The sequence below is a fragment of the Moorena bouillonii PNG genome (assembly GCF_001942495.1).
GTDB lineage: Bacteria > Cyanobacteriota > Cyanobacteriia > Cyanobacteriales > Coleofasciculaceae > Moorena > Moorena bouillonii.
Genome location: NZ_MKZS01000001.1, coordinates 3,284,623 through 3,297,173, shown reverse-complemented (window position 1 = coordinate 3,297,173; position 12,551 = coordinate 3,284,623). Strand labels below are relative to the sequence as shown.

Here is a 12,551-nt window from a genome sequence, read left to right as displayed (position 1 = left end):
AAAGGGGGACTTTGAGTATGGCTCCCCCCTTTTTTAAGGGGGGCTGGGGGGGATCATAATCTTGCGGAAAACTTTGAAGACACGCCCTAGGGGGGCAAAATTCAGTATCAAAAAACTTGGGAGATATCCTCTCAATTCTTAATTCACCATTCTGTCCTCCTTCAAGCACAATCGATCCAATAACTCCCTCGGAATAGTTTCAAAATCTTCCAACAAAAAATCCATAATCGCCAGATGGCGCAAGTGACCAGCAGTGGGAGGGTAACAGCGACGACTAGTGTTAAACCAGCCATTAACCGTGTGAGCGGAACAAGAGCAGATCAAAGCTATATCGTTCTGCGTTAAGTCCCACTTTTGGTAAAACCGCTGGGGTGTCATGCCCAATTGGTAGTAACTATACAGTCGGATTAGTATTTGCTCTCGTTCCGTGATCGGATAGGGACACAAATTTTCCTGCTTCGGTCCCCTCTGTTGTCCAAGCTGCTCAAGACGCTCCATTGCTTCGTGATAATCGATGGGATGATGAATAAATCGTTTTTTTGCCATTATGATAGAGTTACCTAAACTGTGGTTTGGGAGAGAGCCGCGCTTGTTGGTTGGTGTTCGCAAAGCGCGGCTCTTTTCGCCATGACTATATTATAAATAGTTGCTAGGTTTGTTGTCAAGTGGAAAATCTAAAAAATCGAGATAAATTTTAGATATTGTAATAATTAGTCACAATTAAAGTATTAGATTTGTAACAATTTTAGCTAATAGCAACATAAGGATAGTTTAAGACATAGTATTTTGGTTTAAAGGGAGCAGGGAGCAGAAAAAAATATGTCTTATATCATGTCCGGTTGAATACTTATCACTGTTAGCTGATGACAGCATCGGTACCCTCGTAGTAAAACAGATGCGATCGCGTAGCGTGGCCTATGGCCAATCGCTCAAGCGCGGAAGCTGAGGCCTTTGGCCACGCTTTGCGAACGCGTGACTCGCGTAGCGTCTCCCTAGGAGAATCGCACAATACTCAATTCTGCCAGCTCCTTCTCTACCTCTTGAGACTGCTTCACCAAAGATGCCAGCTGGTACTGCTGCCGCTGTAGATTAGTTTGATAAGTCATCATCTCCAGAGAATGCCGGTAAATCTGCTGTTGGTAACGAGTTTTAGCAGCATTTAACCGAGCAATAGCAGAATCGATCGCAATCTGTGTTTTAATGCGCTTCTCCTGTAACTGTTGTCGTTTCTGGATTCTATCTTGGTCTACGAGTTCAAGCCTTTATCAATGACCACCATTGGTGAAAAGGTGAAATACCCTGGTAGCGAGGGTGTAGTTGTTGTTAACTCTGGGGGAGATAGAGCAGCGAAATAACTTGTTAGGTTGAGCACCGGGAGATTTTTAATCCAATGTTTCCCCAGTTGTTGAAGCTCGACGGCTGGAGTTTCTGTTCTTAGTTTCTGCCCTAGAGGTTGTTTTTCGGGTACACGGCGTTTTTGTTTTCGGGTATGTGTTGGGGGTTTTGTGGATAGGTGGTGTCGGTTGTGTGCTGAGGGTTGATGTGTAGGTAGCTGTTTGGGATTGCGTTTATCTATGGCGCAATAGCTTCCTGGATGCAGGGATTAGGTTCGCTCGATGGTTGGGGATTTGGCTGAAATTTCGGCTGTATGCCCTAGTTCCAGGGAGGGTGGAGAGAAGAAACTCAACAATGTTCCCTCATTTAGCAGCAACTGTTCGGGGAAGTAGGTGAGTTTCGTCAGAAAGCTTTGGTTGAAAAAACAGGGAATTGATGATGCTTTAATTCAACCCTATTCTGGTCATTCCTCACGGCAGTCTTTGGAGGTCTATTCACGCTTGAGTATTGGGGAAGCTCAGGAAATCTATGACCAAGTCATGGTGAAGTTCCCTGTGTAAGAGGGTTTCAAGGCTGTTGGCACTTCGTGACAGCTTCTCTAGTATTACGCCTCATACTCTGGTCACGCAACTGGTGCAATCAGAAGCGGCCTGATGGTTTCTTGGGTTCAAACTGTAAAACTACTGTAAAACTAAAACCCGCCTCTAAGAGGTGGGTTTAAAAAAAATTTAGAAGTACCGCAAATTGAAGTAAATACACCTAAAAGACATCTCCATAAAATCGGTTTTGACCCTGGGATTACAAGGGTTTGAAGTTAATTTTTTGGAAATGTTTTCTGGATTATTTTTTCTTAGTAACCTTCAAAACTCAGAAAATGGTTCAAGCAAACAATACTACTTGTTAGGGGATTAGATAAAGTCATTAATTCCCAGTAAACCATTAGAATCAACATAAGCAATAGTCTCATTACCAAAGCTAATGCGAGTGCCTCCGACAATATTAACACCATGCACAATACCATTGAATAGGTTTAAAGTGTAATTCTTAAATTGTCCGGAAATCACAATTTTATCAGAGTTGCGATCGAAATTGTCAATGACCGCATAATCTATTGCATTAAGATTTGTGTAATAGACGGTATTCAGATTCGCTACTGGGTTATTGGTGCCCAGTATAATCAGGTCACGGCCATCTAAAACACCAGGGTCAAGGATATCAATTTCACCAGCACCTTTCAAAATATTATTAGTACCGTTCAGGGTATCTGAACCCAAACCTCCAACTAGAGTATCTTTACCATTATCACCAGTGAGGAAATCGTTATCAGCATTCCCAAAGAGACGGTCATTACCAAAACCGCCAGAGAGAATGTCGTTACCACGATTTCCAAACATCCGGTCGTTGCCACGATTTCCAAACATCCGGTCACGACCAAAACCACCATCGAGAGTGTCGTTACCAAAACCACCATCGAGGGTGTCGTTGCCAAGATTTCCAAACATCTGGTCGTTGCCAAGATTTCCAAACATCTGGTCGTTGCCACGATTTCCAAACATCTGGTCGTTACCACGATTTCCAAACATCCGGTCACGACCAAAACCACCATCGAGAGTGTCGTTACCAAAACCACCATCGAGGGTGTCGTTACCACGATTTCCAAACATCTGGTCGTTGCCACGATTTCCAAACATCTGGTCGTTGCCACCTAGACCACGCATCCGGTCGTTGCCACCTAGACCATGCATCCGGTCGTTAAAAACGGTACCTGTTAGGTCATTGTTTAAGTTGTTACCAGTAATATTTACCAAACCATTTACTCCTTATCGATTGCAATTATTTTTAAAATTTGTGGATTGTTATGCTCAAGGAAATTTACCCTATTTGTGTGAGTGAGACCCTGAAAAACTATTCAAGAACTACCCATTATTAATAGGAGTGGTTTAGAAATTAAGAATCAAGGCTTTTTGAAAACCTGCACTATATTAATCACTCCAAAAATCCAAATTTTCTACAGTTTTATATAAACTTTTGTAACAAATTACTGAAAACTTGAAAATTACAGTCCAAAGCAATTGAGTCAACGACACCCCAACACCCAATACCCTGATGCGTGTTTCAGAATCTGAAGTGCTACATTTCGTTGTCTTTGACGCTACCCTAGGCATAAGTCAGTAAACCAAGTACTTTAGCGCTTGTCCCCGGCTGCGGCTGGGGTTTTTCATTGGGCATCTGCTGACTGTCTCCATCCTCAAGGGGTCTTTCCGGAAAGAAAGTTAGATTTGAGGTGCTAACAGCAGAACAGATAAGGCACCTTGCAGATGAGACTAGTTACCCCGTTGGAAGCTTGCGAGATTTTAGAAGTCCCGATGGAAATGCTTGAAAGCATGACAGCAGCAGGGATGATCAAGATGAGACGGACTCAACATGGCATACGGCGCTATGACCTGGACTGTGCTCCAGGGGAACTTGAAGAGGATGATCAATCCAGCAAACTTTCCGGAAGGTAGGCCGGTGATTGACCGGATGGTTACACCAAATGAGGCGGCCAAGGCTCTGGGGGTAACCACTAGGACTTTGAGGAACTGGGAGGCGGCAGGCAAAATAAAGGCGACCAAGAACAAGAAGGGTAGGAAAATCTACGACTTGGACTCGGTAGTCTATGAGGATTGATTTGAGTTGCTTTCCGGAAAGCAATAAAGGAATTCTACACGAGGGTTGACTGGTTGTGATTCAGGTATGGTCAAGGATACAGCAAAAATTACTCCTATCAACTATTTCACACTTTCCGGAAAGCAATCTAAGAGTGGAGTATAGGCAAATCACTTTGATACTTAACTCGATGGCTGCGATCGCTTGATCTATCAAAACGGCTTCCAACTGGACCTGCGAAGAATGCGGTAAACCGTGTCCGCCTTTGTATAGCGATGGATAAATTTTGGTCGCTAAGGCTGAAAAGCTTGCTGTATAAAAGTTCCAGCAACCATCTGAACTGTCCCACTTTTGTCCCCAAACGGGACAGTCAATATTGGGAAGTCACGATTTTACCTTGATATAGCCTGTTTTATACAAGTTTCCCAAGTATCGAAAATGGGACAGTTGCCTCTAGCGACCACTTTTTCTCTACTGCTATACAAAGGCGAGAGTGGCAAAAGAGGGCTAAAAACACTACTTTTGCCAACCTTACTAGAAAGCCAAACACTGAAAGCCCCGCGTCTTTAGACCGGGGAGTGTCAAGATTCATAGTTAGGCCAGATCAAAACGATCAGCATTCATCACCTTCGTCCAGGCTGCTACGAAGTCTTGCACCAACTTTTCTTGGCTGTCATCTTGCGCATAGACTTCAGCATAGGCACGAAGGATTGAGTTGGAGCCGAAGACAAGATCGACCCGTGTCGCTGTCCACTTAACCTGATTAGTCTGGCGATCGCAGATTTCATACAGATTCTGACCTACAGGTTTCCACAGGTAGTTCATATCCGTCAGGTTCACAAAGAAGTCGTTAGTCAAAGCACCTTCACGATCCGTGAATACGCCATGCTTTGTGCCGCCATAATTGGTCCCTAACACACGCATCCCACCGACTAACACAGTCATCTCGGGAGCCGTCAGTCCCATCAACTGCGTGCGATCAAGCATAAGCTCTTCCGCACTGACGGCATAGTCTTTCTTCAACCAATTGCGGTAGGCATCATGAATGGGTTCTAGCACGTCAAATGACTCTGCGTCGGTCATCTCATCCGTTGCATCGCCCCGCCCCGGAGAAAAGGGGACAGTAATTTCGAAGCCAGCGGCTTGAGCAGCTTGCTCGATACCTACGTTACCGGCCAAGACGATGACATCCGCTATGCTTGCCTTGGTCTCTGCTGCAATGCTGTCTAGAACAGTTAATACTTTTGCCAAACGAGCTGGCTCATTGCCTTCCCAATCCTTCTGCGGAGTCAGACGAATTCGCGCCCCGTTTGCGCCACCGCGCTTGTCCGATCCGCGAAATGTACGAGCGCTGTCCCAAGCGGTACAAACCATTTCACTAACGCTCAGACCGCTTACTGCAATGCATTCCTTTACGGCTTGAATATCGTAATCAGTATTCCCGGCTGGAATAGGATCTTGCCAGATCAGATCCTCTTCTGGAACATCGGGGCCAATATAGCGAGTCTTTGGCCCCATATCTCGGTGGGTCAGTTTGAACCATGCCCGTCTGAAGACATTACTGAAATATTCAGGATCGTTGTAGAACCGCTCGGAAATCTTTCGATACTTTGGGTCCATCTTCATGGCCATATCGGCGTCGGTCATTACAAGGTTGCCGCGAATCGTCGGATCTGCAACATTGACGGGTTTGTCTTCTTCCTTCGGGTCAATCGGTTCCCATTGCCACGCACCTGCTGGACTCTTCTTTAGTTCCCAGTCATAGTTGAGCAGCATATGAAAATACCCATTATCCCACAGGGTCGGCTGAGGCGTCCAGGCCCCTTCTATACCACTGGTAACGGTGTTGTGACCAATACCCTGACCAGTATTGTTCACCCACCCCAAGCCCTGGTCTTGGATATCTGCCCCTTCGGGTTCCATGCCCAGCAACCCGGCATCACCGTTACCGTGACATTTGCCCACCGTATGCCCCCCAGCTGTAAGAGCTACGGTTTCTTCGTCGTTCATCGCCATACGGGCAAAGGTAACGCGCACGTCATTGGCGGTTTTGATAGGGTCGGGATTGCCATCTACACCCTCGGGATTAACATAAATCAACCCCATTGTTACCGCAGCCAGTGGATTTTCTAGCTTTCGCTCATCAGAATAGCGGCTGTGGTGGTTATCGCTGGGGGCAAGCCATTCCTTTTCTGGCCCCCAGTAAATATCTTTTTCGGGATGCCAGATATCTTCTCGACCAAAGGCGAAACCAAAGGTTTTTAGTCCCATGGATTCGTAGGCGATCGTGCCAGCATAGGTAATCAAATCGGCCCAACTAAGCTGGCTTCCATACTTCTTCTTTATCGGCCAGAGTAGACGGCGTGCCTTGTCTAGGTTGGCGTTGTCTGGCCAGGAGTTGAGTGGCGCAAAACGTTGATTACCTGTCCCCGCACCGCCACGACCATCCGCAATCCGGTAGGTTCCGGCTGCGTGCCAGGTCATACGGATCATCAGACCACCATAGTGACCCCAATCCGCTGGCCACCAATCTTGGCTGTCGGTCATCAGCGCATGTAGGTCTTGTTTTAGTGCAACCACATCAAGTTTTTTTACCGCCTCCCGATAGTTAAAGTCCACTCCCATCGGATCAGTTTTGCGATCATGCTGACTCAAAATATCGAGATTAAGTGCCTTCGGCCACCACTCCATCTCTGACATACTATATGTTGTTACACTACCGTGTATCACCGGACATTTACCACCAGTGGTTGTCATCTTTCTACCTCCTTGGAGACTCCCATTATACCCGCAGGGTTAACGGTGAGAGGAAAAGGAGGACAGAATCTAGTTTGTATAAGCATAACCATCCTTTCTGTGAATAAATCGACAATATTTGTGACTAATCCCTTGCACTAGTCCTGATTTCGTTGAGATATTGAAAGACCCTGATTTTCTGGTTGCGACCCGTCCTACATAAGTACCAATATTCTTCCCCTTAGTTACCACGGCGCGGACAATATCTCCTGTCTGAAAGCCTTTGTGAAATTTAATTCTGGAGCAATGACGAATGGGGAACCCATACTTATTAGTCCTACAGAGCTGACGAGTGCCGTGTCCTTTGGCTGTTATTGCCAAAGGTAGGGTTACTTCAATAATCAGAGTTTCAACTTTTCCAACATTGGCCGCATCTAACCAATGAGTTTTAGGAAGATTTTGGCGGCACCTGTTGAATTTTGTTAATCCGCCGCTACCCACTTCAACAGGCAATCCTATTGATTTCAGTTCGTAGTACAACTTCCAGCGAGTTGAGTTAACAGAAGCCGCATCAGCCAGGGGGCGTAATGATTGACTCAGTATTCGTTTCAAGATACTAGGCTTTTTCGACAAAAAAAGCTCAATATCTTGATTGGATTTAGCCTGGTTACATGGATGACACGCAATAGTTAAATTAGAAACCCGATTGGAACCACCTTTAGATTTAGGCTTGATATGCTCGATTTCTAACTGAGTACCTGTTGCCCCACAATAAGCACACTTGCGATTCCATTTTTCAAGTAAATATTCCCGAAGTTCATAGCCGTAAAGTGTACCCTGTTGGTACTCGATACCAGATATTTCAGGATTTTGCAGCTTTTGAGTGTCGAACCTAACCAATTCTTGGGATATGCCGGTGATAGGACAGAATCGAATCAACTTTTTAACCCAAGTTAAAATATTTTGAACCCTAGACGTCAAACTAGGCGCTAACCAACCTTTCGGTCTAGTTCTGTTAAGAAACCTGGGCTTGCGGTATCGAGTCTTGCGATTACGTCTACTACGTCTCAATTGTCTACGAGAGGTCAAAGCCTCTTGTATTTGAAACCCTCGATGGGTAAGTTCAGATCCCCAGATTACTCGTTTTCCTTGGACGATAGCTAAACCGCTTATTTTTGCTCCAGGATCTATTTTGAGTTGCTGATCGTGAGTTATTGGCTGTTTTACTTCCTCCGTCAAAATTATGGTAAATGGGTAACGACGATAGACCTTTGCTTTTCCTACCGAAAGTAAAATTCTGGCTCTCGCAGGCTTGCATGGATCTAAGGGTTGTCGGTTTTTGTTGAGTACAAAGACACGCGTAATTGTGTTTTCTCCTATTACTAGGGTTAAGTTAGCTTCGTCAATGTTATTCCTCGGTACTTTCCCAGTCGCACTGGCTTAACTCAAATACACCTGTTTAACGACCGGGTTCTAGAGCTGAAGACTAGCTACGCATCCTCAGGTAGGAACCTTAACACTTAGGAATAACGTAGTTCTTTAGGAACTTAGACTGGTCAATTATGAGCTTTTTCAAGCTCCCGCTATAGTCTGAAAAGACTTAGCGGTGAGTTATTGACGATTATTGACTCTCCTGAAGTGTTTTCATTGAAAACAGAAGTTGCCGTCTTTTGTTTTCAGTGAGCTTAAACTTAATATACATTTTTGTAGAAAACAATTACTTACCAAAAGGTGCGTAACCCAGTTATATGGGAACTCCCCAGGCTTATCAGAGACAATTTTGAAGATGATTTAACAATGACCGCTTACTTTTAGACCTTCCTTACAATACTACCTACCTTGGCGCTTCCCCAGTAGCATATTCGTAAGATTTCTTAACGATGGACTTGACTGTCTCCAGCTCTTCGTCGTCGCGTGGTGAAAACACCATTACTAGTCCTACAGGATATAGGCCTTGTTTGACTAAGTAATGATCCTCTCCCCATCGCCAACCCTATCCGCACGAAACATTATGGCCTTAGCCCCTGCTCCTCAAAACCCCAATTTCTGAACCGCCCTACGCTTAACCTCCTCACCCCGCCGGTCGTACTTAGCCGTAGTCACAGGGGAAGCATGACCAGCTAACTTCTGGACGGTCACAATATCAATCCCAGCATCAAGCAAATCAGAACAGAAGGTCCTGCGAAAATCATGGGGACTAAAGGACTCCACCCCAGCTTCTTTAGCCCGCTTCTGCAAAATCAACAACACCGCCTGGGGGGTCATTTTTCTGTTTTGTATCTGTCCCCCTTTGAGTATTGGACACAACAGCGCCCCTGGTTGGTGACCTCTTGTGGTCAACCAATCATTTACAAACGCGATTCGGCAAAGCCGACGCTACGCGAACGCACCTTCAGGTAAATAAACGGTCCTATCCTTCCCCCCTTTACCCTGACGCACCTCCAATGCACCAGTGGAACCATCAAAATCTCGCACTTCCAGCTTCACCACCTCTGCCCGTCGCAGTCCTGTACCCCGTAGGATGCCAATTAGAGCTTTATCCCTAACCCCTTGGTTAGTTGTATCGGAGGCACACACCTTAATGAGTGCTGTAATTTCTGTTTGAGTTAATGCCCGACCTCTGGGTAAGGGATGATTCTTAATCTTGGGTAAATCCACCGCCGCCTCGAAATCTTCTGGATCCATCAGTTTCAACTTCTTTGCCACAGCTAACACTCCCCTGAGCGCTGCCATCTTCTTCTTGACCGTGGCGGGGGAATTGATTTCTAGTAATGCGGCTTGGACGGCGGCGGTGTGCTGATAGGTGAGAGCTGCCCAGTCAAGGGTATCTGCATCGCATTCGTTATTAGTGAGTAAGGAAGCGATCGCATCCAAAGCTTGCCTCATTGTTCGCTGCGACCCAGGACTCAAACTACTCAGATAAACCCGTGCCGGATGCCCAGTCAAGGGCAAAGCTGTGGTGAGAGAGAGTGATGTAGTAGTGAGGGTTACACTCATTTTCTTATGAGAAGTGGCCTTCTAAGAAGTAATTATTGCACATATTGAGCCAGTCAATGATCTAAGGGAATCACTATTTTGTATTACACTCTTGACACTTTGTATTATGTTATGTAGTATATATATAACAGAGTAATACAGGACGTAAACCTGCTTGCTCCGAAGCACCTTGAAAACTTCAAAGAATGTGTCCAGGTCGCCTAATGGTAGGGCATTGGTCTGCAAAACCTATTGTGTGAGTTCGATTCTCACCCTGGACTTAAAATATTGCAGTTCCAGGGGGGGTTCAATTCCCGTCGGCACTGCAAATTGGGTTGGTATCCAAGTCAGGTGAAGGAAGCCGTCTGTAAAACGGATGCCTCTGTGCGCCGTAGGTTCAAATCCTACCCAACCCATTCTGGAGAGGTCGCTATTGGCAAAGCAAGCTGTTTGCTAAACAGTTGTAGATGTAAGTCTACTGGGGGTTCGACTGCTCCATAAAACCTGTACAAAGCGTCACTTCGCGATACTTTGTGTGTTTATTTCCTGCTTCAACGGGGGCATAGGAGCGGTTAACCCTCCACAGGCTTACGAGTCGAGCCGTACTCGTTATAGCGTTCTAGGTTCACTGAGGCATGTCCTACCCGGTCGATTTTGTTACCGCAACAATCACAGCTATAAACCCTCTGCGATAAAGGCATTGGCTGTTGATTTCCACAGTTAGAACATAATTGACTAGAGGGGAAGAACCGATCAGCCACTACTAACAAAGTTCCGTAGCGTTCACATTTATAGGTCAATTGCCGTCTGGCTTCATGCAGTCCTAAATCACCGATTGCTTTAGCTAATTTGTGATTCGCCATCATCCCTGAAACATTCAAATCTTCAATCACAACTTCGCCGTGGTTTTTAGCGATATAAGTTGTCATTTTATATAGGTGCGCTTTCCGTTGGCGAATTAAATTCGCCACGGGTCGCACCTGAAGATAGTCTTTTCGGAGATTAGCCACTCGATGGTGGAGTTTTTGTACTTCAAGCTGGGTTTTTAAGTAATTCTGAGAGCCTCTTTCTTTTTTAGATAATTTCCGTTGAACTCTAGATAATTTCCGTTGAGCGTTGCGGTAAGGCTTAAGTCCTTCAAACTCAACACCAGAGCTTAATACAGCTAGGGTTTTTATTCCAAAATCCACACCAACTCTTTCTCGTTCTTTAAGTGTTGGTTCAAAGATCTTTTCAATGGAGAAGCTAATATACCACTCCCCGGCTTTTTTGTAGATTGTGACTTTTTTAGTTAGACAATCTGGTAGGGGTTCAAACGTTCTAACCTGCTTCAGGAAGGGTAAGTTATGAATTAGTCCACCTAATCGAATCGGTCTCCCTGAATTATCGATAGTAAAGCGATCATTTTTACCCTTGCATTTGAATCTAGGGTACTTACCCCATCCTTTGAAAAACCTTTTGAATGCTTCCCCTAAATTGATGAACGCATATTGGTAAACTTTTGAGGATAATTCCCTCATCCAGGGATACTCAGGTTTGACATGGTTGGTAAATAACCGCTTTAGGGTTTTAATGTTAGGCTTTAACCCTTCATTGTAGGCATCTTTCCACATCCCTAAACCCCAGTTGTACACCCACCGACTAAAACCAGCGTGTTTGGCCATCAATGTTTTTTGACGGTTGTTAAGCTTCAGTTTTGTCGTGTAAGAGTGATTGGGAGCCATAGCGTGTTAGCCTATTCTTACCTAGTATTATACCCACAAAACCCCTCAATGAGCAAGGGCGAATACTGGTTAAAAGTAAGGCTTTCACAACATGAACACGGTCAGCTACAAAGCTCGAACGCAAACGTCTTAGGTTGGTCTATGTCTCAGGCGGCGAATATATCCGCAAGCTACCGAAAACAGACGCAAAGTAACGCTAACTATTTACTAAGTCCCAACTCCTGTTCTACGGAAATAAGCTGAAATCCTTCTGTATAAGGATCTGTCTAAATCGAAAACCTTGCAATCCATCCACGTTGCACAAATCGCGGCAACTCAGACGCTACATCAATAGCTAATTCATCAGCAGCCAGGTCTTGACAAACTGCTTCAAATCGATTTTCCCCTTGAAAAGCCTTCAGCAGTTGCCATTCTGCTTTTGTTGGCAGCTCAATGCGCATATCATAACCATTGCGCCAGAGGAATAGTTGTATCCCCCCTTCATCCAAATTCACTTGCTGATCACCTTGGTATTCAGGCTGATTAACCTCCCAAATGCGATGGATAGGGTAAGCCGACTCAATCAGAACACTATTTTTAGGTAAATGGAAAATCAGTTCTCCCCATTTTTCTTGGGGAACTGTACTCAATGCCTGGACATCTAACCTGGTAGCCTCTTCACCATTAAACACCCGATGCCAGTGCCACTCTAACAGCGCCACATCTGGTAAATAGGGTAACTGTTTTGCTGGCTCAAAATTGGCCAGAAAATCAGCAAAGTGCTCGCCATAATCCCCTAAATCCATAGATAGAGAAGGAAAGCGGCGGATATATCTTACTGCTGTTGCATCAAAAAATTTCTCTCCCACCAAACAACAGCAGACTGGATAAATTGACATTAACGTTTGGCTCAGGTTGCCTAAGACACTGCCACGATAAATGGCTAACCCTTCAGCAGGGGTCAATTGTTTAGCTGCTTTGATGTGTTGAGCAATGGTTTGTGTACTGGCAGGATTATTTTCAAAAACAGCCTCGTAAAATAGCTGTTGTAGTGTCCTTAATTCCATGATTATATCGGTTTTTAAGGTTATAGCAAAGGGAATCGGGAATCGGGAATCGGGAATCGGGAATCGGGAATCGGGAATCGGGAAT

7 protein-coding genes, 2 tRNA genes and 3 pseudogenes are annotated in these 12,551 nt (G+C 45.1%); 4 read left to right on the top strand and 8 right to left on the bottom strand.

The features are described from left to right. Window positions 1–138 precede the first annotated feature (138 nt). Window positions 139–546 carry a hypothetical protein gene (locus tag BJP37_RS13420; protein WP_075899437.1) on the bottom strand — a complete coding sequence of 136 codons (408 nt, stop codon included), beginning with the start codon at window positions 544–546 and terminating at the stop codon, window positions 139–141. Between the two features lie 1,202 nt (window positions 547–1,748). On the opposite strand from BJP37_RS13420, the pseudogene BJP37_RS13415 reads away from it, so the two are divergent. Next, a pseudogene (locus BJP37_RS13415) lies at window positions 1,749–1,895 on the top strand (tyrosine-type recombinase/integrase); the annotation flags it as partial. 348 nt (window positions 1,896–2,243) lie between these two features. On the opposite strand, the gene BJP37_RS13410 reads toward BJP37_RS13415, so the two are convergent. Further along, window positions 2,244–3,143, bottom strand: a complete 900-nt coding sequence (locus tag BJP37_RS13410; protein WP_075899435.1) for a calcium-binding protein — start codon at window positions 3,141–3,143, stop codon at window positions 2,244–2,246. A gap of 616 nt (window positions 3,144–3,759) precedes the next feature. Between BJP37_RS13410 and BJP37_RS13405 the strand changes: the two genes are divergently transcribed. Beyond that, a complete protein-coding gene (locus BJP37_RS13405; protein ID WP_075899433.1) occupies window positions 3,760–4,005 on the top strand; it encodes a MerR family DNA-binding transcriptional regulator in 246 nt (81 codons plus the stop codon). 573 nt (window positions 4,006–4,578) lie between these two features. On the opposite strand, the gene katG is transcribed toward BJP37_RS13405, so the two are convergent. From katG to BJP37_RS13385, 4 genes and pseudogenes are all read right to left on the bottom strand, one after another. Continuing rightward, window positions 4,579–6,741, bottom strand: a complete 2,163-nt coding sequence (gene katG, locus BJP37_RS13395; RefSeq protein ID WP_075899429.1) for a catalase/peroxidase HPI — start codon at window positions 6,739–6,741, stop codon at window positions 4,579–4,581. 69 nt (window positions 6,742–6,810) lie between these two features. After that, window positions 6,811–8,085: an RNA-guided endonuclease IscB gene (gene iscB, locus BJP37_RS13390; protein ID WP_075899427.1), complete on the bottom strand. Its 1,275-nt coding sequence runs from the start codon at window positions 8,083–8,085 to the stop codon at window positions 6,811–6,813. Between the two features lie 469 nt (window positions 8,086–8,554). Beyond that, window positions 8,555–8,692 (bottom strand): annotated as a pseudogene (locus BJP37_RS45000) (hypothetical protein); the annotation flags it as partial. A gap of 59 nt (window positions 8,693–8,751) precedes the next feature. Then, window positions 8,752–9,717, bottom strand: a pseudogene (locus tag BJP37_RS13385) (tyrosine-type recombinase/integrase). 189 nt (window positions 9,718–9,906) lie between these two features. On the opposite strand from BJP37_RS13385, the gene BJP37_RS13380 reads away from it, so the two are divergent. Both BJP37_RS13380 and BJP37_RS13375 read left to right on the top strand, forming a co-directional pair. Further along, window positions 9,907–9,977 (top strand) — tRNA-Cys (locus BJP37_RS13380). Window positions 9,978–10,028: 51 nt separating this feature from the next. Further along, a tRNA-Tyr gene (locus tag BJP37_RS13375) sits at window positions 10,029–10,112 on the top strand. 156 nt (window positions 10,113–10,268) lie between these two features. On the opposite strand, the gene BJP37_RS13370 is transcribed toward BJP37_RS13375, so the two are convergent. Next, entirely contained in the window at window positions 10,269–11,420 is a 1,152-nt protein-coding gene (locus BJP37_RS13370) for an RNA-guided endonuclease InsQ/TnpB family protein (protein ID WP_075899425.1), read from the bottom strand. Window positions 11,421–11,686: 266 nt separating this feature from the next. Next, window positions 11,687–12,551, bottom strand: an 865-nt coding sequence (locus tag BJP37_RS13365) for an HvfC/BufC N-terminal domain-containing protein (protein ID WP_229415297.1), incomplete at its 5' end; no start/stop codon positions are given.

Coding starts and splice junctions, on each gene's coding strand:
- BJP37_RS13420 (WP_075899437.1), bottom strand. CDS start 546: ATGGCAAAAAAACGATTTATTCATCATCCCATCGATTATCACGAAGCA.
- BJP37_RS13405 (WP_075899433.1), top strand. CDS start 3,760: ATGGCATACGGCGCTATGACCTGGACTGTGCTCCAGGGGAACTTGAAG.
- katG (WP_075899429.1), bottom strand. CDS start 6,741: ATGACAACCACTGGTGGTAAATGTCCGGTGATACACGGTAGTGTAACA.
- BJP37_RS13370 (WP_075899425.1), bottom strand. CDS start 11,420: ATGGCTCCCAATCACTCTTACACGACAAAACTGAAGCTTAACAACCGT.